We start from the raw sequence: 23,227 nt of genomic DNA, 5'->3' as shown, positions 1-23,227 counted from the left end.
GAACTCTCCCAACCTGCAACGCAGTCGACGCGATTGACGGAACCGAGTGACAGAGACGAACGGGGGAGACGGTAGTGGCACCTCCCGCGTTTATCCACACCCAGGACAAAGTTCGTGCCATCCCGGTCATAGCTATTGGCGAGTTGCGCGAAAAGGTCTAGCTTCCTTGGCGCTGATGCTGTGACCGACGAGGGATGGGTGACCACATGCGGCGCACACCGCATCAAGAGCCCTTGGCTGTACAAGGGTTGAGCAGAGCCGTCCGCAGACGGAGACGCAGGGGATGGGCCGCGGCGCTGGCCGCCGGAGCCGTGACGGCCGGGGTGCTTTCGGGCCCGTCCGCGAGCGCGCGCCCTGCGCCCGATCCGGCGCTGACAACGATGTCCGTCAAGTCGCCGCCCGGCGGCGCCAACGTAAGGGTGCTGATCTTCCACGGGTCCGCGGCGGGTGGCGAGGAGTCGCCCGTCGTGAACGCCGGTATCGAGGCGATCGAGGACATCGGCCTGTCGGGCCCCGCCGCGCAACGCTTCAACGTGACGGCGACGGACGACGCTTCGGTCTTCACCAACGAGACGAAGCTCGGCCGCTTCAACGCCGTGGTCTTCCTGACCGGCGGCGGAGACGTCCTCGAACCGGAGCAGGAAGCCGGTCTGGAGGCGTACATGGAGGCGGGCGGCGGCTTCCTCGGCGTCCATGACGCGGCCCGCGCCGAGCCGTACTCGGACTGGTTCACCGGTCTGGTCGGCGCCCGCCCGGCGGCCGGCAGCCCGACCACCGTGCAGCGGGCGACCGTGGAGACCGGCGACCGGCAGCACCCGGCCACCAAGGACCTCCCGCTCCAGTGGAAGCGCCCCGACCAGTGGCTGAACTGGGTCAAGAACCCGTCCGGCGACGTGCACACGGTGGCGCGCGTCCGCGAGTCGACGTACCAGCCGGGCGACAGCAGGAACGGCGCGGACCACCCGGTGTCGTGGTGCCGCGACTACGACGGCGGCCGCTCCTTCTACACCGGTATGGGCGGCACGGTCTCCTCGTACGACGAGACGGACTTCCGTGCCCATCTGCGCGGCGCGCTGATGTGGACGACCCGGATCGCGCGGGCCGACTGCAAGGCCACGATCAACGCCAACTACAAGGCGGAGCGCCTGACCCAGCCCAACCAGCCGGGCCAGAACGACCAGATCGGTGAGCCGCACGGCCTGGTCACCGCGCCCGACGGGCGGGTGTTCTACATCGGCCGCGGCGGCGCCGACTCCTCGCAGCCGGTCGTCACGGACTGGAACAACCCGGACATCGGCAAGGGCAAGGGCGAGATCCACGTCTACGACCCGAAGACCAAGAAGGTCACCCTGGCCGGCACGCTCAACGTCTTCGGCAACAAGGGCGGCGGCGACGAGCTGATCAAGGTCGAGGAGGGTTTGCTCGGCATCGAACTGGACCCCCGGTTCGAGGAGAACGGCTGGGTGTACCTGCACTACACACCCCACTCCAAGATCAACCGTGACACGCGGATGGCCGAGCGCTACGTCTCCCGGTTCACCCTCAGCTCGACCACGGGCAAGCTGGACATGAGCAGCGAGAAGGTCCTGCTGAAGTGGCCCGTCCAGATCCACAGCTGCTGCCACTCCGGCGGCGGCATGGCGTGGGACTCGAAGGGCAACCTCTACGTCGCCACCGGTGACAACAACTCCAGTGGCTTCAGCAGCGGTTACTCGGGCAACAACCCGCAGCCGAACTACAAGGGCGTCTCCTTCGCGGACGCGCGCCGCACCGCGGGCAACACCAACAACCTCAACGGCAAGATCCTGCGCATCCACCCGGAACAGGACGGCACGTACACCCTGCCCGAGGGGAACCTCTTCACCGGCAAGGAGACCGCCGAAGGCGGCGGCAAGACCCGCGGCGAGATCTACGTGATGGGCGTCCGGAACCCGGCGCGCATCTCCGTCGACAAGAAGACCGACACCCTGTACGCGGGCTGGGTGGGCCCGGACGCCTCGGCGCCGTCGACGACCTGGGGGCCGGCGAAGTACGACACGTTCGCCGCGATCACCAAGCCGGGCAACCACGGCTGGCCGTACTGCATGGGCAACAAGCAGCCCTACCGGGACCGCAACCTGCCCGACCCGACGCAGCCGCTCGGCTGGTACGACTGCGACAAGCCGAAGAACGAGTCGCCCAACAACGACGGGCTGGTCAACCTCCCGCCGGTCACCTCGAACACCATCTGGTACTCGCCCCAGGGCGGGGGCCCGGACTTCCCGCGCAACGCCGCCGGCGTCCCGTCGTACAAGGCGGAGGAGCAGACGTTCTCGCTGCCGTGGCTGAAGGGCGGCGGTCAGGCGGCGATGGACGGGCCGGTCTACCGGTACGACGCCACGTCGGCGAGTGACGCCAAGTGGCCCTCGTACTGGGACGGCAAGTGGTTCGTGGGCGACTTCTACGACGCCGACCAGCCGCGGCACGCCGTGCTCCTCGACCCGAAGACGGCCGGGCAGGGCGGCATCCCGGTGCACGCCGAGTCGTTGAAGAAGATCGTTCCCGTCGGCAACGACGGCATCAGGAACCTCATGGACTGGAAGTTCGGCCCCGACGGCACGCTGTACGTCCTCGACTACGGACGCGGCTTCTTCACGTCGGACCCCAAGTCCGCTCTGTGGCAGGTGACGTACAAGGGCGGTGGCCCCACACCCGCCGCCGATCAGCTGGCCAGGGAGGCGCAGTGACAGGCGTGACGACCATCCGAAGGCGAAGAACTGGACGGCTGTGGACGGCGCTGCTGGCGTCGCTGCTGATGGTGCTGGGGCTCTCCTCCACCTCGGCGTCCGGCCAGAGCGACGGCGCTCCGGCCGACACGGCGGCGGCCGCGCAGACACTCACGTGGACGGCCGGCGACGACATCACCAAGTACGTGACCGCACCCGCCACGGCGGTCGCGGGCCCGACGACGATCGTCTTCGAGAACAGCGAGGCGACCGGCAACACCATGGGCATGCCGCACACGTTGACGTTCGACGTGTCCGACCCGGAGTACCAGAACGACGTGCCGCTCAACATCCTGGCCAACCCGAACGACGACCAGGGCGGCAGGCACACGGCCGAGGTGACCCTCACACCGGGCCGCTACCGCTACTACTGCACCATCCCCGGGCACGGCCAGATGCAGGGCATCCTCGTGGTGACCGAGGGCACCGGCGAGGACACGACGGCGCCCGAGACCGCGGCGGACGTGAACGGCACGCAGAACGCCGACGGCGCGTACGTCGGTTCGGCGGCCTTGACGCTCAGCGCGACGGACGCCGGTTCGGGCGTGGAGCGGATCGAGTACGCGATCGGTGACGCGGGTGCCTGGCAGCCGTACACCACTCCTGTGGTGGTCGATCAGGTCGGTGACCACAAGGTCCGCTACCGGGCGGTCGACAAGGCGGGCAACATGGCCGCGGAGAAGACCGAACAGTTCACGGTGGTGCCACCGCCGACCGATGACAAGACGCCTCCCGATACGTCCGCCGCCGTGACCGGCGAGCAGAACCCGCAGGGCGAGTACCTCTCCATGGCGACGGTCACGGTGACGGCCTCCGACACCGGCTCGGGCGTCAACACCATCGAGTACGCGCTCGGCGACTCCGGCGCGTGGCAGCCGTACACGGCCCCCGTGATGGTCCACGCGGTGGGCGCGCACAAGGTGCGGTTCCGGGCGACGGACAAGGCGGGCAACGCGGCCGCCGAGAAGTCCGTCTCGTTCACCGTCGTCGCACCGCCCGCCGAGGACAAGACGCCCCCGGTGACCGGTGTCGCGGTCGAGGGCACGAAGAACTCGGCCGGGGCGTACATCAACAGCGCCAAGGTGACGGTGACCGCCACCGACGCGCACGGTTCGGGGGTCGCCGCGATCGAGTACTCGCTCGACGGCGGGCCGTACCTCGCCTACACCACCCCGGTGGTGGTCGACCGCGTGGGCGCGCACACCGTGGCGTACCGGGCGCGCGACAAGGCGGGCAACACCTCGGACGCCCGGACGGTGAGCTTCACGGTCGCCCCGGGCGGCGGTGTGCCGGCACCCAACTGCGCCGAGTACGACGAGCGGTTGACGGTCATCGTCGGCACGGTCGACTCGGGTGTGCCGAACCGGATCACCAACAGCCGTTGCCGTATCAACGAGTTGATCGAGGACGAGAAGGAGTGGACGTCCCACGCGCTGTTCCTCAAGCACGTGAAGACGGTCCTGGACTCCCTCCTCGATGACGGTGTCGTCGTCCAGCGCGAGTACAGGCTGATCAACAAGGCGGCCAAGGAGTCGGGCATCGGTGAGCCCGGCCAGACCGAGGGCTACCGGACGATCCTCGACGGCACGCAGGCCTCCTTCGACAAGTGGCAGCAGGTGGGCGGCGGTTCGTTCGGCCTGAACGCCGACGGAACCATCACGTCGGGCACCTCGAAGGCCGGCCTCGGCATGCTGTGGTTCCCCGAGCGCAAGTACGGGGACTTCTCGCTGAAGCTGCAGTGGCGTGACGACGCGCCGGGCACGGGCAACGCCAACTCCGGTGTGTTCGTGCGGTTCCCGGGGGTCCACAACCACCCCGAGGAGTCACGGCCCGAGTGGGTCGCCATCAAGTACGGGCACGAGGTGCAGGTGTTCGACAGCCCGAGCGGCGACATGTACAAGACCGGTTCGCTGTACGGCTTCGACCGGGTGGGTCTGGCAGGTGCCGGAGTCACCCAGAAGGGCACCTGGAACGACTACGAGATCCGTGTGGTGGACCAGCACTACTCGGTCTACCGCAACGGCGTGCTGATCAACGAGTTCGACAACACCGGCGGTCAGGACTTCACCCCGCCGCGCTCGGACGACCCGGGCACGGACGGGCGGCGGTTCGCCTCCGGCTATCTCGGACTGCAGGTGCACGGCACGACGGACGTGGTCTCGTACCGCGACATCCGGATCAAGGAGTTGTAGGCCTCGGCCGGCCGCGGCCGTGAGGCGGTCGCGGCCGTCACGAGGGTGCGGTTGTCACGAAGGTGCGGGTCCGCTCTCCTTCTTGGCCCTGCTCGGCTGTACCCGCTTGGGCTCGCCCGGCATCTTCGGGTACTCGGGCGGGTACGGCAGATCGCCCAGTCCGTGGTCGTGTTCGTCACGGCTGGCGAGTTCGAGCAGGGCTTCGAGGGAGTAGGCGTGGTCGTCCATGTCCGCGTGCACGTCGCCGAGTTCGGCGAAGCGCGCGGGCATGGTGGCCAGGTCGAAGTCCCTGGGTACGGCCTCGCCGACCTCGTCCCAGGTGAGGGGCGCCGACACCGGCGCGTGCGGGCGGGGGCGTACGGAGTACGCGGAGGCGATGGTGCGGTCCCGGGCCGTCTGGTTGTAGTCGACGAAGATCTTCTCGCCGCGCTCCTCCTTCCACCAGGCCGTCGTGACCTGGTCCGGCATGCGGCGCTCCAGCTCACGCCCGACGGCGATGGCGGCCCGGCGGACCTGGGTGAAGGTCCAGCGGGGCTCGATCGGTACGAAGACGTGCAGCCCGCGGCCGCCGGAGGTCTTGGGGAAGCCGCGCAGGTCCCCGTACTCGTGGAGCACCTCGCGCAGCTCGTGGGCGGCGCGGACCGCGTCGGCGTAGTCGGTGCCCGGCTGCGGGTCGAGGTCGATGCGCAGTTCGTCGGGCCGGTCGACGTCGTCGCGGCGCACCGGCCAGGGGTGGAAGGTCAGCGTGCCGTACTGGGCGGCCCACACGACGGCGGCGACCTCGGTGGGGCACATCTCGTCGGCGCTGCGGCCGCTCGGGAAGGAGATGTGCGCGGTGGGAATCCAGTCGGGCATGTTCTTCGGCGCCCGCTTCTGGAAGAACGACTCGCCGGCCATCCCGTCGGGGTAGCGCTCCAGGGTCGTGGGTCGGTTCCGCAGGGCGCGCAGGATGCCGGGTCCGACGGCGATGTAGTACTCGGCGAGGTCCCTCTTGGTGAAGCCGCGCTCCGGGAAGAAGACCTTGTCCGGGCTGGACAGCCGTACCGTCCTGCCCGCCGCCTCCAGCTCCACCGCGTCTCCCATGCGAGCCACGGTAGGCGTATCGCACATTCCCCGCATATCCGGTCACAGCTTCCATGCCGGGCGAATCCGGATGGGTCCGCGCAGAATCGGAGCATGGATCTGCCGGTGATGCCGCCCGTGAAGCCCATGCTCGCCAAGTCCGTGGCGAGGATTCCGCCGGGCATGCACTACGAGGCGAAGTGGGACGGCTTCCGGGCTGTCGTCTTCCGTGACGGCGACGCCGTCGAGATCGGCAGCCGTAACACGAAGTCGCTGGTCAGGTACTTCCCCGAGCTGGTGGAGGCGCTGCGGGAGCGGCTGCCGGAGCGCTGTGTGCTGGACGGCGAGATCGTGATCGCGCGCGGTGGAAGGCTGGACTTCGACGCCCTCACCGAGCGCATCCATCCGGCGGCCTCGCGTGTACGGACGCTCGCCGAGCGGAACCCCGCGTCGTTCGTCGCGTTCGACCTGCTCGCGCTGGCCGACGAGTCGCTGGTGGACGTCCCCCTGACGGACCGGCGGGCGCTGCTGGTGGCGGCGCTGTCCGGCAGCACGCCTCCCGTTCACGTGGCGCCGGCGACCACGGACATCGAGGTGGCGCGGCGGTGGTTCGAGCAGTACGAGGGCGCCGGGCTGGACGGGGTGGTCGCGAAGCCCCTCACCCTGCGCTACCGGCAGGACGAACGCCTGATGTTCAAGATCAAGCACGAGCGCACTGCGGACGTGGTGGTCGCGGGCTACCGGCTCCACAAGAGCGGACCGGTCGTCGGTTCGCTGCTGCTCGGCCTGCACGACGCCAGGGGGACGTTGCAGCACGTGGGAGTGTGTGCCGCCTTCACGATGAAGCGGCGCGAGGAGCTGATCGCGGAGCTGGCGCCGCTGCGGATGGAGTCGGCCGCGGGGCACCCGTGGGCGGCCTGGGCCGACGAGGCGGCCCACGAGTCGGCGCGGCTGCCGGGCGCGCCCAGCAGGTGGACCGGCAAGAAGGATCTCTCCTGGACACCGCTGCGGCCGGAGCTGGTGTGCGAGGTGGCGTACGAGCACATGGAGAACGGCGAGCGCTTCCGGCACACGGCGCGTTTCCGCCGCTGGCGCCCCGACCGTACGCCCGAGAGCTGCACGTACGCCCAGCTGGAGGAGCCGGTCGGCTACGACCTGGCGGACATCCTGGGGCCGCGGGACTGAGCACCCGTCCGGCGTGCGCCTTCCGGGCGAACACACCCGGGACGCCATCCGCGGCGAACCGGATCGGAGGCCTCCGGCCGCCCACGCCCGCACCCAGCTTCAACACCCTTACAGCGCAGGGCGGTTGGGTACCGATCCCGCGTACGGCGAAATCGTCGTGCCGCCGCACCGCCCGGCCGACCCGCCACAGCCGCCCGACCGCACCCGTGACCCGCTTGGACCAGCGCGCGCCTTCGATCTTGGCTCATTGGGTAATCCCTCATTGAACCGATAACCTGATAAACGACGAAACGGGGCACGGTGGCCACGCTGGGCATGAGACGGACGGGGCGTACGAGACGCGCCGCCATGACGACGACACTGCTTTCGACGCTCCTGGTGGGGGCGGTGGTGTCGGGCTGCACGCGCGGCGACCCCCTCGACGACGGACGCGGAAAGATGCCGCCGCGCTCGGACAGCACCGCGGAAGGCTCCAGCCCGCCGCCGAGCCCGGCGCCCAGGACCGCTTCCCCGCTCGTCGTGAAGATCGACAACGTGCCGGGGGCCCGGCCCCAGACCGGCCTGGACGCCGCGGACGTCGTGTACGCCGAGCAGGTGGAGGGCGGTCTCAGCCGGCTGATGGCGGTGTACGCGACCCGGCTGCCGGAGGCGGTCGGCCCGGTGCGCAGCGCGCGCGAGTCGGACCTGGAGCTGCTGCGCCAGTTCCACGAACCCACGCTCGCCTTCTCGGGAGCCCAGGGGAAGCTGCTCCCGCTGATCGACCGGGCGCCGCTGCGCACCGCCCTGCCGGAGGACAAGACGTCCGCGTACTACCGCGGCACCGACCGGCCCCAGCCGCACAACCTCTATCTGCGCCCTCAGCGGCTGCTGGCCTCCGCTCCGGGGGCCGACGCCCTGACGACGGGATTCCGGTACGGCGCGCCGCCCGCGGGAGGCACGGCCGAGAGCACGCGCACGGTCCGCTTCCCGGCGGCCCGCTTCACCTTCGACTGGTCCGGGGACCGGCGGAGCTGGCTGGTGTCGATGGACGGGACGCCGACCGTGACGACCGGCGGCAAGCGGGTGGCGGCCTCCACGGTCGTCGTGCAGTACGTGAAGGTCCGCAAGTCCCGGTTCCACGACTACCTCGGCAACAACACGCCCTACACGGAGACCGTGGGCTCGGGCACGGCGAAGGTATTGCGCGACGGCAAGGCCTTCGACGCCGCCTGGAAGCGGCCCTCGGCCGCGGAGGGCACGCAGTTCACGACGGCCGACGGCGCGCCGTTGAACTTCGCGAAGGGCCAGGTGTGGGTGGTGTTCGCGAAGGCGTGAACCTCGCCGGGCACGGCGTCCCCCGGCCGTGCCCGGGGCGCCCCCGGTGGAGTGCTAGCGCTGGGTGACGAGGGGCTCCCCCGGACCGCCGGGATTGCGGAGCCCCTCCGCCGCGTCCGAGACCCGCTGGATCAGATCGAAGAAGAGGGTCCGCTCCTCGCCGGAGAGCGGAGCCAGGAAGACCTGGTTCATCCGGGCCGTCCGCACCGTCAGCTTGCGGTGGACGCGCACACCCTCGTCCGTGAGGCGCAGCATGAAGCGGCGGCCGTCCTGGGGGTCGCGGACCTTGCCCAGGAGGCCGCGCCGGCCGAGCCGGCTGATGACCTCGGCGATGGTGGACCGGTCGAGACCCACCCGCTCCCCCACCGTGCGCTGATCGAGCCCTGGTTCGGCGACGAGGGCGTTCAGGACCGCGAACTGGGGCGAGGTGATCTCCTCGGAGACCATCGTGTTCCACAGCAGGTAGTGCGCCTGCTGCAGCCGCCGGGCCAGGTGCCCGGGGTGGGCGGAGAGATCCACCGCGGCCATGAGCGCTCCTAAATCGTTGGTGCACTGAACGATACCGGGCAGTCGCACGCCTTGTCTCGCCCCGCGTCGAGACTCCGGCCAGGCCCTTCATCCCAGGTCTTGACGGTTCACGGCCGGAATGGCAGCGTGTTCGAAACCTCGAAGAAATGCTCAGTGCCCTGACTAATCAGGGCCACGGGACGTTCGGGAGAGATGAGGCTTCGCAGATGGACAAGGTGGTCGCCACAGCCGCCGCGGCTGTGGCCGATGTTCCCGACGGCGCGACACTCGCCGTCGGCGGTTTCGGCCTCAGCGGGGTGCCGAACGTACTGATCGAGGCGTTGTACGAGCGCGGGGTCTCGGGCCTGGGCGTGGTGTCCAACAACTGCGGGGCCATGGAGTCCGGCCTCGCGGTCCTCCTGGCGGCGGGCCGCATCGCCCGCGTCACCGGTTCGTACATCGGCGCGAACAAGGAGTTCGCGCGGCAGTACCTCGCCGGGGAGCTGGAGGTCGAGATGATCCCGCAGGGCACCCTGGCCGAGCGGCTGCGGGCCGGCGGGGCCGGCATCCCCGCGTTCTACACACCCGCCGGGGTGGGCACACAGGTCGCCGACGGCGGGCTGCCCTGGCGCTACGACGGTGACGGCGGCATCGCGCTGGCCTCGCCGCCGAAGGAGGTCCGGGAGTTCGACGGCACCCCGTACGTGCTGGAGCACGGCATCCGCACCGACTTCGCCCTGGTACGGGCCGCGAAGGGCGACCGGCACGGGAACCTCGTCTTCAACAAGTCCTCCCGGAACTTCAACCCCCTCGCCGCAATGGCCGGACGGGTGACGATCGCCGAGGTGGAGGAGCTGGTGGAGCCGGGCGGGATCGATCCGGACGCGGTGCATCTGCCGGGGATCTTCGTGCAGCGGGTCGTCGCCCTCACCGCGGCGCAGGCGGCGGACAAGAAGATCGAGCAGCGCACGGTCTCCGCGCCTGCCCGAGGGACGGGGAGCCGGTAATGGCCTGGAGCAGGGAAGAGATGGCCGCTCGCGCCGCGCGCGAACTCGCCGACGGGCAGTACGTGAACCTGGGCATCGGGCTGCCGACGCTGATCCCCAACCACCTCCCGCCGGGCGTGGAGGTGATCCTGGAGTCCGAGAACGGCATCCTGGGCACCGGCCCGTACCCGGCCGAGGACCAGGTCGACCCCGACCTGATCAACGCGGGCAAGGAGACGGTCACCGTCCTGCCCGGCGCCTCCTACTTCGACTCGTCGCTGTCGTTCGGGATGATCCGCGGCGGGCACATCGATGTCGCCGTGCTGGGTGCCATGCAGGTCTCCGCGGGCGGGGATCTCGCCAACTGGGCCGTCCCCGGCAAGATGATCACCGGGATCGGCGGGGCGATGGACCTGGTGCACGGCGCCCGTACCGTCATCGCCGTGATGACCCACACCGCCAAGGACGGATCGCCCAAGGTCCTCGACGCGTGCACGCTGCCGCTGACCGGCAAGGCCTGCGTGGACCGCGTCATCACCGACCTCGGCGTCCTGGACGTCACCGGCGACGGCCTGGTACTCGTCGAGACCGCGCCCGGTGTCACGGTCGAGGAGATCGTGGCGAAGACCGCCGCGAAGATCCGTATCGCCGACGAGCTCACCGAGGAGACCCAGTCGTGAAGGACGTCTACATCGTCGACGCCGTCCGTACGCCGTTCGGCAAGTACAACGGCGCTCTCGCCGCCGTCCGGCCGGACGACCTGGCCGCCCACGCCCTGCGCGAACTCATGGCCCGTACTCCGGAGTTGGACCCGTCCCGCATCGACGACGTGTACTTCGGCAACGCGAACGGCGCCGGCGAGGACAACCGCAACGTCGCCCGCATGGCCGCCCTCCTCGCCGGTCTGCCCACCTCCGTACCGGGCGTGAGCGTCAACCGGCTGTGCGCCTCCGGCCTCGAGGCCGTGATCCAGGCCGCCCGCGCCATCGCGCTCGGCGACGCCTCGGTCGCCCTCGCCGGCGGCGTCGAGTCCATGACCCGCGCCCCCTACGTGCTGCCGAAGAACGACCGGCCCTTCCCCGCCGGGCACACCGAGCTGTACTCCACCACCCTCGGCTGGCGCATGGTCAACCCGAGGATGGACCCGCAGTGGACCGTCCCGCTCGGCGAGTCCGCCGAACTCATCGCCGACAAGCACAAGATCACCCGCGAGCAGCAGGACGAGTACGCCCTCGCCAGTCACCGCAAGGCGGCCGCCGCCCAGGCCGCGGGGTTGTTCGACGCCGAGATCGCTCCCGTTCCCGTTCCTCAGCGCAAGGGCGACCCGGTGGCGTTCGCGGCCGACGAGTGCGTACGCGCCGACACCTCCCTCGCCGCGATGGGCAGGCTCAAGCCGTCGTTCCGCCCCGAGCACGGCACGGTCACCGCGGGCAACGCGTCGCCCCTGAACGACGGCGCCGCCGCCCTGCTGCTGGTCGACGAGGAGGGCCTGCGGGCCACCGGCCGCGAGCCCCTCGCCCGGGTGTCCGCCTCGGGTGTCTCCGCGCTCGACCCGCACTACTTCGGCCTCGCGCCCGTCGAAGCCGTCAACCGCGCACTCGCCAAGGCGGGCAAGGGATTTGACGACCTGTCGGCTCTCGAACTGAACGAGGCCTTCGCCGCCCAGGTCCTCGGCTGTGTCGCCGAGTGGCCCGAGTTCGACCCGGCCGTCCTCAACCCGCAGGGCGGCGCCATCGCCCTGGGCCACCCCCTCGGCGCGTCCGGCGCCCGCCTCGCCGGGACCGTCGCCCATCAACTCGCCCGCCGGGGGTCGGGAGTCGGCGTCGCCACTCTCTGCATCGGCGTCGGCCAGGGCCTCGCCCTCGTACTGGAGCGTTAGGAACCCTCATGACTCTCACCCAGCCGGACATCGACCAGGAGATCAGCGACCACCAGGAGTCGTACGCCAAGGCGGTCGCCGGCGGCGCGCCGGTCCTGCACCACCCGCGGCGCGACTACGCCCCCTACCGCAGCTCCCTGCTGCGCCACCCGAAGCAGCCGCTGGTCGCCGTGAGCGGCGGCGACCCGGAGACCGTCGAGCTGTCGGGCCCCGTGTTCGGCGTCACCGACATCACCGAGCACGACAGCGACCTGACGCTCCAGCACCGGGGAGAGCCGATCGGCGAGCGGATGACCGTCTCGGGCCGTCTGCTCGACCGAGAGGGCCGGCCCGTGCGCCGCCAGCTCGTCGAGATCTGGCAGGCCAACGCCGCCGGCCGGTACGCCCATCTGCGCGAGCAGCACCCGGCTCCGCTCGACCCCAACTTCACCGGTGTGGGACGGACCCTGACGGACGATCAGGGCCGGTACTCGTTCACCACGGTCAAGCCGGGCCCCTACCCGTGGGGCAACCACACCAACGCGTGGCGGCCCGCGCACATCCACTTCTCGGTCTTCGGCACGGCGTTCACCCAGCGGCTCGTGACCCAGATGTACTTTCCGAGCGACCCGTTGTTCCGGTACGACCCGATCCTGCAGTCCGTGACGGACGAGGCGGCCCGCGACCGGCTGGTCGCCGCCTACGACCACGACCTCTCGCAGCCCGGCTTCTCGATGGGCTACTCATGGGACATCGTCCTCGACGGTCCCTCCGCCACCTGGATCGAGGAAGGCCGTTGACCATGGCCGAGCGACTGCTCCCCACCCCGTCCCACACCATCGGCCCGTTCTACGGCCACGCGCTTCCCTTCCCGGGCGGCGACCAGGTCGCGCCCCGGAACCATCCGGACGCGATCAGCCTGCACGGGTACGTGCTCGACGGCGCGGGCACGCCGATCCCCGACGCCCTTCTCGACTTCTGGCAGGCGGCGCCCGACGGCTCGTTGAAGGGCGCCCCCGGCTCGATGCGCCGCGATCCGTCGACGGGCGGTTTCGTGGGCCGCAACGGCGTCGACTTCACCGGCTACGGGCGGGTCCCCACGGACGCCGACGGGCACTACGCGCTGCACACGCTGCCGCCGGGCAACCCCGGGCTGCCGTACGTCGGCGTGTGTGTGTTCGCCCGCGGTCTGACGCACCACCTCTTCACCCGGGCGTACCTCGCCGACGGCGCGGACCCGCTGCTCGACTCGCTGCCGGCCGACCGGCGCGCCACGTTGGTCGCGACCGCCGGCCCGATGCGGACGTACCGTTTCGACATCCGCCTTCAGGGCGAAGGCGAAACGGTCTTCCTGGAGTTCCAGTGACAGCTGCCGACCCTGCCGGTTCCGGCGATCCCGTCCGTCCGGACAATCCTGCCGGTGACGACGCCGGGCTCCTCGCCCCCGGGCGGGCGGGCTCCCCCGCCGAGGCCGCCACGACCGACGGCGCCTTTCTGCAGGCGCTCCTCGACGCGGAGGCGGCACTCACCCGGGCGCAGGCCTCGCTGGGCACGGCCCCGGCCGGGGCGGCCGACGCGGTCACCGCAGCGGCCGACGCGGCACGGTTCGACGTCCACGCGCTCGCGCTGCGCGCGCGGGCCGGCGGCAACCCGGTGATCCCACTGGTCGCCGACCTGAGCGCGGCGGTCGACGCCGAGCACTCCCCCTATGTCCACCGGGGCGCGACCAGCCAGGACATCATGGACACGGCCGCGATGCTGGTCGCGGTCCGGACGCTCGACCCGGTCCTGGCCGACCTCGCCCGTACGGAGCGCGCGCTGGCCCGGCTGGCGCGCAAGCACCGGGACACGGCCATGCCGGGGCGCACGCTCACCCAGCACGCCGTGCCGACCACCTTCGGTCTGAAGGCGGCGGGCTGGCGGTCGCTGGTGCTGGACGCCAGAGACCGCGTCCAGGCCGTGCGGGACGGCCTGCCGGTACAACTCGGGGGCGCAGCAGGCACCTTGGCGGCGTTCACCGCGTACGGCGCCCCGGACACGCGAGGTCTCGTCGAGGCGTACGCGCGTGAACTGGGCCTCGCCGCGCCGGTGTTGCCCTGGCACACCCTGCGTACGCCCGTCGCCGACCTGGCGGGAGCCCTCGCGTTCACCGCGGGCGCCCTCGGGAAGACGGCCGCGGACGTACTCACCCTCGCCCGCACGGAGATCCGCGAACTGAGCGAGGGCACGGGCGGCGGGTCCTCCGCCATGCCGCACAAGGCGAACCCCGTGCGGGCCACGCTCGTCGCGGCCGCGGCCCGCCGGGCACCACAGCTCGCGGCGACGCTGTACGGGGCCATGGCGGCCGAGGACGAACGGCCCGCCGGCGCCTGGCACGCCGAGTGGGAACCCCTGCGCGACCTGCTGCGCCTGACGGGCGGGGCGGCGCGTGACGCGGCCGAGCTGACCGAGGGCCTGCAGGTGCACGCGGACGCGATGCGCGCCCATCTGGACCTCACCCACGGCCTGATCGTCTCCGAGCGGCTGTCCGCCGAACTAGCACCGGTACTCGGGCGTGCCCGGGCCAGGGACGTCCTCACGCGCGCCGCGCGACGGGCCACCGCCGAGGACCTTCCCCTCGTGGAACTCCTCGCGGCGGAACCCGAGTTGGAGGACCTCGACCTCGCGGCCCTCACCGATCCCACCCGGTACACCGGCTCCGCCGGAACCCTCACCGACCGTGCACTGGAGCGACGTTGACCAGCCGACCGCCCCTGCCCGACGGCATGTTGCTCCACCATCGCGCGGAGGGGCCCGCGACGGCTCCGCCGCTGCTCCTCGGCCCTTCCCTCGGCACATCGACGGCGCTGTGGGACAAGGTCGCACCCGAACTCTCCGTCACGCACCGGATCGTGCGCTGGGACCTGCCGGGCCACGGCGGCTCCCCCGCCTCTCTGATCGGCCCGGGCGCGACCGTCGCCGACCTCGCCGAGCTGGTGCTGGCGCTGGCCGACTCGCTCGGCATCGACCGGTTCTCGTACGCCGGTGTCTCGCTCGGCGGAGCGGTGGGACTGCATCTCGCCGTGCACCACCCGCAGCGGGTGGAGAAGCTCGCCGTGATCTGTTCCTCCGCGCACTTCAACGGTTCGAAGCCGTGGGAGGAGCGGGCGGCACGCGTACGGGACGAGGGACTGGCCGAACTGGCGGAGAGCGCCGACTCCCGTTGGTTCACGCCCGGGTTCACCGTTCCCGCGCTGGTCGAGGACCACCGGTCGGCGGACCCGGACGCGTACGCCGCGTGCTGTGACGCGCTGGCGGCCTTCGACCTCCGGGCGGACCTGCCGCGCATCGGTGTTCCGACGCTGCTCGTCGCCGGGCGCGAGGACCCGGCGACCCCGCCCCCGCATCTGCGGGAGATCGCGGACGCGGTGCCGGGCGCCGCGCTCGTGGAGATCCCGGGCGCCTCCCACCTCGCGCCCGCCCAGTGCCCGCGGGCCGTACTCACGGCGCTGCGCGCGCACTTCGACGGTGGTGCCCGGCGCGGGATGGAGGTGCGGCGGCAGGTGCTCGGCGACGAGCACGTGGACCGGGCACAGGCACGGCAGTCGGCGTTCACCGCACGGTTCCAGGACTTCATCTCCCGGTACGCGTGGGGTGAGATCTGGACGGACGAGACGCTGGCCCGCCGCGAACGCAGCATGATCACGATGACGGCGCTCGTGGCGCACGGGCACTACGACGAGCTGGCGATGCACGTCCGCGCCGCCCGCCGCAACGGGCTCACGCCGGAAGAGATCGGCGCGGTGCTGTTGCAGACCGCCGTGTACTGCGGTGTTCCGGCGGCCAACTCGGCGTTCGCCGTGGCCCAGCGGGTGCTCGCCGAGGAGGAGTGACCTGCCGGTCGGGCGCGTGGCAGTGCCCGTACCGCCACTGAACGCGCGGGCAGGCACGGCGCGCCCCGTGGGGCTCGGGAAAACTCACGTACGGGGCCTCGGCGTTCAGCGGGCGACGCGTCCCGGGTCCAGTGCCTCGCGGGCCCGTGCCACCAGGCCGTCCGCGCCGCAGGAGAGCGCCAGGGTCAGACCGCGGTTGATCTCCGTGACGGAACGGGACGCGATGCCGTACTCGACGCGGGCCGCGGCGTGTTCGTAGGCACAGGGTGACGCTTCGAGGTACGTGACGGCCTGGGCGTAGAGCGTGACCGAGCGCTGGCCGGTCTCCAGGGCGGCGGCGCAGCGCAGGGCTTCGCCGATGGCCGTGTCGGTGCCGAAGCGCTCGGCCTGGGCGCGGGCGTCGGCGGCCACCTCCGCGGCGCGACGCGGGTCCTGGACGGCGAGGGTCCGGGCGAGGTCTCCCGCCCAGGGCGCCATCACCGTGTTGTGCCCGCCGCGGGCCCCGGACAACTTCTCGGCGGTCTCCAGTTCGTTCACGCCTTCCTCGACGCGGCCGGTGGCGATGAGCAGGCGGCCCCTTATCGAGTGGGTGTCCGGCAGGACGATCGTGGACGGGTGGGGCGGCTCGAAGGCGTACCGCTCGGCGATCTCCTCGGCCTCGCCGACCCGGCCGCGGGCGAGCAGGGTGTCGATGAGCATGCACGCGGCGGACCAGTGCATGGGCAGTCCGCGGCCCACCCGGTCCGCGAGGCGCAGGGCCTCGCGCAGGGATTCGTCCGCCTCCCTGAGACGGCCCCGTCTGCGGAGCACGTACCCGCCGAAGGCGTGCGCGAGGGCCAGATGGCCGCCGCTCCACCCGGCGGACTCGTATGTCCGCCGGGCCTCGGTGAAGAGGCTCTCGGCGCGGTCGAGGCGGTCCGCGTAGGTGTACGAGATGCCGAGCATCATGAGGAGCTCGAAGCTCCACTCGGTGTCGGTCCAGCCGAGGCCCGGCGCGAGCCGGCCGTTGACGAGCGAACGGTCGCAGAGCTCGGCGACCTCCTCGGCGTTCTCCCCGCGGGTCATCGCGTCGAAGGCGCGCAGGATGAGCAGGGCGCGCTCGGAGTTGTCGCGGCCGGTGAGCGGCTCGACGAGCCCGGCCAGCCGGCGGGAGCGGCCGGGCGCGTCCTCCTCGCCGGCGTGGATGCCCTCCCACATGTAGTGCACGGCCTGCAGTCGCATCCGGGCGGGGCCCGGCTCCAGCCGGTCGGCCTCCGCGTCGACCGTGGCCACGGCCTCCTCGAGCTGGTCGTTGTGGACGAGCGCCGAGGAGAGCCGGCAGACCGCGTCGACCCGCAGCTCCTCCTCCAGGCCGTGCACGGTGAGTGCCTGCCGCAGGTACCCGATCGTGGTCGCGGGCGAGGTGAGGAGTGTGGCGCAGCCCAGTTCGTAGAGCACGCGCGCGTGGACCTCGGGAAGCGGCGGTTCCAGCAGGGCGCGTTCCAGACAGCGGCGGGCCGCGTCCGGGGCGCCGACGGCGAGATGCTCGCGGGCCGCCTCGCGCAGCTGCTCGACGAGTTCGGGGTCGTCGTCCGGATGGACCTCCAGCAGGTGGCGGGAGGCCGCGGCGGCGCCCAGCCCCGACGCGGTGACGACGGAGGCGGCCACGCCGTGCATCGCGGTGCGCAGCGCGTCCGGGATCGAGCGGTAGACGGCGGTGGCGATGAGCGGGTGGACGAACTCCAGGTCGCGGTCGGCGGCCTGGCCGGACGTCCGGTCGGCCTCGGTGAGGATGCGGGCCACGCTCAGGCGTGCCGCGCAGCGCTCCGCCTCGTCCCGCTGCATTCCGGCGAGTTCGGCCGCCAGTTCCAGGGAGATCTGCGTGCCGAGAATGGCGGCCGCCCAGGCGAACTTCGTGGCGTCGACGCCGAGTGCCTCCAGCCGGTCGACCAGTCCGCGGCCGCGTGCCGAGCGGTTCAGGGCGCGCAGTTGTGCGGCCGAGTCCTCGACGGGGTCGAGTTCGCTGTCCTGGACCTTGGCGAGGAGCTCCACGCTCTCGTAGGGGTTGCCGCCGGTGACCGCCCACACCTCGCGGCAGAACGGGGCGTCGGCGTGCGCGCCGAGCGTGGCGCGGGTGAGTCCGGCCGTGGCGTCCGGAGTCAGTGCGCGCAGGGCGGGCATCGGGTGGGCCAGCGCGCCGATCGCGTCGAGGTGGCGGGCGCTCTCGCCGGTGGCGTCCCCGGGGCGCCGGGCGACCACGACGAGGACGGGCAGGTCGTCGAGGCGCTCGGCGAAGGCCGCCAGCCAGTGGAGGCTTTCCTGGTCGGCCCAGTGGGCGTCGTCGACGAGGAGCACCAGCGGCCACTCGCGGCGGGCGAGTCTGCGTACGGCGGCCACGAGGCCGTCGCACACGCCCTGCGGGTCGGCCTGGCGCGCGCCCGGCTCCGCGATGCCGAGCGCGGGTCCCGCGATGTCGTACCAGTCGCCGAAGTACTCGCGGGCCTCGTCGGGCATCAGCGCGACGAGCGCGGGCTGGAGCAACTGCCGTACGACGTTGAAGGGGACGGACGTGATCGTCTCGCCGCCCCGGGCCGACCAGACCGTGCAGCGGCCCTCCGCGACGGCGCGGACCTGGCCGAGCAGGGCGGTCTTGCCGATGCCCGCCTCACCTGTGAACACCAGCAGGCTGCCCGCCGCGGAGCCGGCGCACAGGGCGTCGACGGCCTCCGCGACCGCGGCGAGTTCCGCGTCGCGCTCCCAGAGGGGTGCCGAGGCGGCCGTACCCGGCCGTGCCTCCGTCATCCCGCTACCTCCCCAGGTCGCCCAAACGACGTACAGGCCTTGAGCCTAGTCCTCCCGGAGGCGCGATGGAGCCTGGTCGGGACACCTGTTGCCGTGAGGGGTGACACCGGAGGACGAGAGGCGACGGCATCGGCCGCCGACCAGCACGGGTGAAACTTATTGACAGTCAAAAGCCGTGAACTGAAACTAACTTTCAGCATCGTCGTGAGAGCGGAAGGAACGGCATGGACGCTCCGGCGCAGGGCTCCGACCTGCGGACCGACAGGCCGGAGCGCTCCCGAAGGGCGCTGGTCGCGGGGTCGGTGGGCAATTTCATCGAGTGGTACGAGTTCGGTGTCTACGGCTACTTCGCGACGGTCATCGCCGCCAGGTTCTTCACCCCGGAGGGCGGCAGCGAGGCCGAGGCCCTGGTCCGGACGTACGCGTCGTTCGCGCTCGCGTTCTTCTTCCGGCCCGTGGGCGCCGCACTGTTCGGCCGGCTCGGCGACCGGGTCGGGCGCCGTCCCGTGCTCGTCCTGGTCATCGTCCTCATGACGGCCGCGACGACCCTCATCGGCGTGCTGCCCACGTACGACACGGTGGGCCCCCTCGCACCCTGGCTGCTCACGCTCCTCCGGGTGGTCCAGGGCCTGTCCGCGGGAGGGGAGTTCGGCGGGGCGGTGTCGGTGATGACGGAGTTCGCGCCACCGGGCAGGCGGGGGTTGTACGGATCGTGGCAGTCGTTCACCGTGGCGCTGGGGCTGCTGGGCGGGGCGGGGGCGGCGGCCCTGCTGGCGACCCTGCTCTCCGAGGCGCAGTTGAACTCCTGGGGCTGGCGCCTGCCGTTCCTGCTGACGCTGCCGCTGGGGCTGGGGGCCCTGTGGCTTCGGCTGCGCCTCGACGAGACACCGTCGTTCGAGGCCCTCCGGGAGGAACCGCGGCACGAACGGCCCCCGGGCCGTGAGGTGGCGAAGGCGATCGCGCTCGGGGCGGGGCGCGTCATGGGCTGGGCCGCCGCCGGCTACACCTTCCTCGTCGTGCTCCCCTCGTACCTGCAGAGCTCTTTGAACGCCACGTTCCAGCAGGCACTGGTCGCCACCGTCCTCGCCAACCTGGGCTTCGCGGTCACGATCATCCCGGCGGGGCTGCTCAGCGACCGGATCGGGCGGCGGCCGGTGATGCTGACCGGTGCGCTGCTGGTCACCGTGCTGGCGGTCCCGCTGCTCAACCTCCTCCAGGACGCGGGCACTTCGACCGCGTCGAAGGGCGCGGCCGTCTTCGCCGCGGGGGCGATCGTGGGTCTGATGGCGGGGCCGGGGCCCGCGATGCTCTCGGAGATGTTCCCGACGAGCGTGCGCTACACGGGCCTGGGACTCGCCTACGCCCTGTCCAATGCCGTGTTCTCGGGCTGTGCGGGCCTCATCATCACGGAGTCGATCAAGCGGACGGGAAGCGTGGACATCCCGGCGTACTACGCGGCGGCCGCGTGCGCCGTGAGCGCGCTCGCGCTTCTGACGCTGCACAAGAAGCAGGCACACGACGAGAGTTGAGCGTGTGCGAGAAGGGTGAACTGATGCGGGTGATCGGTCTGATGTCCGGCACGTCGTACGACGCGATCGACGCGGCGGCGGCCGATCTGCGGCTCGACGGGGAGACCCTGGTGCTGCGGCCGCTCGGAATGGTCAGCACGCCGTACGGGCCGGGACTGCGTGAGGCACTCGCGGCGGCGCTGCCCCCGGCGGCCACGACCTTCGCCGAGGTGTGCCGGCTGGACACGCTCATCGGGCAGGCCTTCGCCCGGGCAGCGGCCGACGCCCACCGTGAACTGTGCGGCGGGCGGGGCGAACTGGTCGCGTCGCACGGCCAGACCGTCTTCCACTGGGCGGTCGGGGGAGAAGTGCGCGGCACCCTGCAGATCGGACGGCCCGCCTGGATCGCGGAGGCGACCGGACTGCCCGTGGTCGCCGACTTCCGGCCGCGCGACATCGCCGCGGGAGGCCAGGGGGCGCCGCTGGTGAGCCTGGTCGACCTCCTGTGGCTGCGCGGAAGACCGGGCACACCGGTCGCGCTGAACCTCGGCGGCATCGCCAACCTCACCGCGCCCGACGGCACCGCCTTCGACACGGGGCCCGCGGGCGCGCTCATGGACGCCGCAGTTCGCCGTTTCACCGGCCGCGACTTCGACACCGACGGCACCCTGGCCGCTCGCGGGACCGTGCACGAGCCGCTGCTGCGGCGCCTGCTCGACGAGCCGTACTACGCGCGGCCCGCGCCCAAGACGACGGGCAAGGAGTTGTTCCACGAGGGCTATCTGCTCGCGGCGCTGGCGGACTTCGCCACCGTGCCGGAGGAGGACGTGGTCGCGACGCTCACGCGGCTCACCGCGCGGACGGTGGCGGACGCCGTGCGTTCCGTGCGTGCCACGGAGGTAATCGCCTCGGGCGGCGGAACACGCAATCCCGTGCTCATGGCGATGCTGGGCGCGGAGCTGCCGGGAGTGCCGCTCCGCGGCTCCGACGCCCTCGGTCTGCCGGCCGCGGCCAAGGAGGCGTACGCCTTCGCCGTCCTCGGCTTCCTGACGCTGCACGGGCTCGTGGGCACCGACCCGCGGAGCACCGGCGCCCGGCACGCCAGTGTGCTCGGTTCGCTCACGCCGGGGCGCGACGGCTTCCCGCCGCTGCCCCGGGGCGCGGAGCAACCGGTACGCCTCGTGATCGAGTGAACCGAAACCGGGTCCTCTCATCCGGCTTTCACCCGCGCCTCATACGGTGGACCCATGACGCAGGCGACTCCCCCCGGCTGGTATCCCGACCCCGGGCAGACAAGTGACGGTCCCGCAACGCAGCGCTGGTGGGACGGCAGGACATGGACGGACCAGACCCGCCCCGCGGAGTCCGCCGCGACATGGGGTCCCCCGGCGTACCCGCCGGGCGCACCGCATGCGGGCGCGAACCCCGGCGGACCCCGGCGCGGGGTGCGCACGGCGATAGCCGTCGCCGCCGCCGTGGCGGTCCTCGCGGGCATCGGCGGCGGCGTGTACGCGCTGACCTCGGACGACGGTTCGGGCGGCAGTGACCAGAGCAACGCCCGGCCGGCACCGACGCTGCCGGGCGGCCCTCAGGGGCAGGACGGTGGCGGCCAGGGCGGTCCCGGCGGCCCGGACGGCGGCGAGAGCGGAATCCCGCAGCCGCGGCAGAGCGAGGAGGGCTTCGCGGCCGATCCCGTCAACGGCATCAGCCTGCCCGTGCCCGACGGCTGGAGCGGCGAGACCATCCAGGTGGGCGCCCAGGTGACCTCCAAGGACTCCTACAAGTGCCCGGGTGACGCCTCGGCGACCTGCACGCGCGGCGGCGCCTACTCCGCCCCGGCGATCGCGCTGAAGATCAAGGCGACCACCGCCGAGGCCGCCGCCAAGGAGGACATCGCCAAGAACGCGGAGGAGTCCTACGGCGGCAAGAGCTACGGCAAGATCACCTCGCACGACGAGCTGTCCTCGAAGGCGGTCACGGTGGCCGGTCAGAAGGGTTACGCGGTCCGCTGGAAGGTCGTCACGAGCAAGGGCGCCGACGGCTACGTCGAGTCGCTCGTCTTTCCCGCGCCGGCCGCCGCCAAGCAGCTCGTCGTGGTGCGTTTCGGCCTCGACGTCGGGTCCGACGCGCCGAAGCAGTCCGTGATCGACGACATCACCCAGGGCATCAAGGAGTCCGGGACCGGCGGCAACGGCCAGAACGTCTAGGCCGTACGCCGACGGCCGATGGACCGGGCTCCCGCGGACGCACGTCCGCCGGGACGCCCGGTCCATCGGCGGACGGGTGCGTGCGGCGGGGCGGACCGGCCACTGGCAGGACGTGGGTGGCGGTCCGGATCGTCGCCTCGGTGCCCTTCAGCGCTCCGGCCCCGGTCGGCCGGGTGGGGCACCTCTCCGCTCAAGAGGAACCCCACCCGGCCGGGGGGTGCGCGCCGCCCCCGTCCCCACGGTGCGGCGCGAGCAGGTCACCGTCCTGTCATCCCGTGGACGGCGACCTGGGTCTCAGGTGCCCTCGGTCAGTCCGAGGGCGGGCAGCAGGGCCACTTCCACGTAGCGCAGGAGATAGTCGGCGTCCGCGGGCCGCCCTTCCAGGATGGGGCGGACGCGGAGCATGCCGAGCAGCTGCGCCGGCACGAACTCCAGCACCGGGTGGTCGGCGGTGATCTCGCCCCGCTCGACCGCCCGCCCGATCATCGCCCGGAGCGCGTCGAGTTCCGGTTCCACCAGCGCGTCGCGTAGGGCGCGCTGCAGTTCGTCGTCCTGCATCACGGACTGCCCGAGCGCCTGCAGCAGCCGGGTGTCCTCGTCCGACCGCTCCCCCGCCGCGCGCGCGACCGCGCGCAGGTCACCGGCCAGCGAACCGGTGTCGATCCCGATGAACTTGGGGCAGTGGTTGGCGCGCAGCGCGGCGGCCACGAACTGCGGCTTCGTCCTCCACTGCCGGTAGAGCGTGGACTTGCTGCACCGCGTGCTGGCGGCGACGCCCTCCATGGTCAGCGCGTCGTAGCCGCACTGGCGGATCTGGTCGAGCACGGCGTCGAAGAACTCCTGCTCACGCTCGGGCGTGATCTTGGAGCGGCGCGAGGCGGCGACCGCTTCGGGTCCCTCCGCTGCCTGCGACGTCATGGCTCGTCTCCTCGCTCGTCCCCGCGCCGTGCGGCGGGTCCGCTTCCAGTGTGGCGTACGCCCTATCGATAC

Annotated in this window: 18 protein-coding genes; 14 read left to right on the top strand and 4 right to left on the bottom strand. The window is 71.8% G+C overall.

All coding sequences use genetic code 11. The features are described 5' to 3' along the window. The first annotated feature begins 206 nt into the window (after nt 1-206). Both KUF83_RS15635 and KUF83_RS15630 read left to right on the top strand, forming a co-directional pair. Nucleotides 207-2,726 (top strand): ThuA domain-containing protein, encoded by a 2,520-nt coding sequence (locus tag KUF83_RS15635; protein ID WP_217455282.1) that lies wholly within the window; start codon nt 207-209, stop codon nt 2,724-2,726. A gap of 68 nt (nt 2,727-2,794) precedes the next feature. Next, entirely contained in the window at nt 2,795-4,957 is a 2,163-nt protein-coding gene (locus KUF83_RS15630; RefSeq protein ID WP_254643903.1) for an OmpL47-type beta-barrel domain-containing protein, read from the top strand. Between the two features lie 54 nt (nt 4,958-5,011). On the opposite strand, the gene ligD is transcribed toward KUF83_RS15630, so the two are convergent. Next, the gene (ligD, locus tag KUF83_RS15625; protein WP_217455281.1) at nt 5,012-6,040 is read right to left on the bottom strand and encodes a non-homologous end-joining DNA ligase; all 1,029 of its coding nucleotides are present in this window, start codon (nt 6,038-6,040) and stop codon (nt 5,012-5,014) included. Nucleotides 6,041-6,133: 93 nt separating this feature from the next. Between ligD and KUF83_RS15620 the strand changes: the two genes are divergently transcribed. Next, on the top strand, nt 6,134-7,204 hold the full coding sequence (locus tag KUF83_RS15620) for an ATP-dependent DNA ligase (protein WP_217455280.1): 1,071 nt from the start codon (nt 6,134-6,136) through the stop codon (nt 7,202-7,204). Between the two features lie 348 nt (nt 7,205-7,552). After that, complete coding sequence (locus tag KUF83_RS15615) at nt 7,553-8,518, top strand: DUF3048 domain-containing protein (RefSeq protein WP_254643895.1); 966 nt, start codon at nt 7,553-7,555, stop codon at nt 8,516-8,518. Between the two features lie 54 nt (nt 8,519-8,572). Here KUF83_RS15615 and KUF83_RS15610 read toward each other — a convergent pair whose 3' ends face one another. Then, a complete protein-coding gene (locus KUF83_RS15610) occupies nt 8,573-9,046 on the bottom strand; it encodes a MarR family winged helix-turn-helix transcriptional regulator (RefSeq protein ID WP_217455278.1) in 474 nt (157 codons plus the stop codon). A gap of 206 nt (nt 9,047-9,252) precedes the next feature. Between KUF83_RS15610 and KUF83_RS15605 the strand changes: the two genes are divergently transcribed. Genes KUF83_RS15605 through pcaD form a run of 7 tightly spaced genes read left to right on the top strand, consistent with a single transcriptional unit; the run spans nt 9,253 to nt 15,741 of the window. Continuing rightward, nucleotides 9,253-10,032, top strand: coding sequence for a CoA transferase subunit A (locus KUF83_RS15605; RefSeq protein WP_217455277.1), 780 nt, complete (start codon nt 9,253-9,255; stop codon nt 10,030-10,032). Next, nucleotides 10,032-10,691 carry a CoA transferase subunit B gene (locus KUF83_RS15600; protein ID WP_217455276.1) on the top strand — a complete coding sequence of 220 codons (660 nt, stop codon included), beginning with the start codon at nt 10,032-10,034 and terminating at the stop codon, nt 10,689-10,691. Before KUF83_RS15605 ends, KUF83_RS15600 begins: the two co-directional genes overlap by 1 nt. Further along, the gene (locus KUF83_RS15595) at nt 10,688-11,890 is read left to right on the top strand and encodes a thiolase family protein (protein WP_217455275.1); all 1,203 of its coding nucleotides are present in this window, start codon (nt 10,688-10,690) and stop codon (nt 11,888-11,890) included. Before KUF83_RS15600 ends, KUF83_RS15595 begins: the two co-directional genes overlap by 4 nt. Nucleotides 11,891-11,898: 8 nt before the next feature. Then, on the top strand, nt 11,899-12,669 hold the full coding sequence (gene pcaH / locus KUF83_RS15590; protein WP_217455274.1) for a protocatechuate 3,4-dioxygenase subunit beta: 771 nt from the start codon (nt 11,899-11,901) through the stop codon (nt 12,667-12,669). Between the two features lie 2 nt (nt 12,670-12,671). Further along, a complete protein-coding gene (gene pcaG / locus KUF83_RS15585; protein WP_254643894.1) occupies nt 12,672-13,235 on the top strand; it encodes a protocatechuate 3,4-dioxygenase subunit alpha in 564 nt (187 codons plus the stop codon). Further along, entirely contained in the window at nt 13,232-14,608 is a 1,377-nt protein-coding gene (gene pcaB, locus KUF83_RS15580; RefSeq protein ID WP_217455272.1) for a 3-carboxy-cis,cis-muconate cycloisomerase, read from the top strand. Before pcaG ends, pcaB begins: the two co-directional genes overlap by 4 nt. A gap of 26 nt (nt 14,609-14,634) precedes the next feature. Continuing rightward, nucleotides 14,635-15,741 (top strand): 3-oxoadipate enol-lactonase, encoded by a 1,107-nt coding sequence (gene pcaD / locus KUF83_RS15575; protein WP_217455309.1) that lies wholly within the window; start codon nt 14,635-14,637, stop codon nt 15,739-15,741. A gap of 105 nt (nt 15,742-15,846) precedes the next feature. Here pcaD and KUF83_RS15570 read toward each other — a convergent pair whose 3' ends face one another. Further along, entirely contained in the window at nt 15,847-18,522 is a 2,676-nt protein-coding gene (locus tag KUF83_RS15570; RefSeq protein ID WP_217455271.1) for an AAA family ATPase, read from the bottom strand. A gap of 224 nt (nt 18,523-18,746) precedes the next feature. Here KUF83_RS15570 and KUF83_RS15565 point away from each other — a divergent pair, with 224 nt between their 5' ends. The 3 genes from KUF83_RS15565 to KUF83_RS15555 are packed head-to-tail and all read left to right on the top strand — an operon-like array spanning nt 18,747 to nt 22,237. Then, nucleotides 18,747-20,051, top strand: a complete 1,305-nt coding sequence (locus KUF83_RS15565; RefSeq protein ID WP_217455270.1) for an MFS transporter — start codon at nt 18,747-18,749, stop codon at nt 20,049-20,051. Nucleotides 20,052-20,074: 23 nt separating this feature from the next. After that, a complete protein-coding gene (locus tag KUF83_RS15560) occupies nt 20,075-21,223 on the top strand; it encodes an anhydro-N-acetylmuramic acid kinase (protein ID WP_217455308.1) in 1,149 nt (382 codons plus the stop codon). A 54-nt stretch (nt 21,224-21,277) separates the two neighbouring features. After that, entirely contained in the window at nt 21,278-22,237 is a 960-nt protein-coding gene (locus KUF83_RS15555) for a DUF2510 domain-containing protein (protein ID WP_217455269.1), read from the top strand. A 294-nt stretch (nt 22,238-22,531) separates the two neighbouring features. Here the strand turns inward: KUF83_RS15555 and KUF83_RS15550 are convergent, their stop codons facing one another. Further along, entirely contained in the window at nt 22,532-23,155 is a 624-nt protein-coding gene (locus KUF83_RS15550; RefSeq protein WP_217455268.1) for a TetR/AcrR family transcriptional regulator, read from the bottom strand. Between the last annotated feature and the right edge of the window lie 72 nt (nt 23,156-23,227).

Source organism: Streptomyces sp. BV286 (genome assembly GCF_019090165.1).
Taxonomy (GTDB): Bacteria; Actinomycetota; Actinomycetes; order Streptomycetales; family Streptomycetaceae; genus Streptomyces.
Note: the sequence above shows the minus strand (reverse complement) of the source record. Positions and strands in the feature narration are given on the sequence as shown.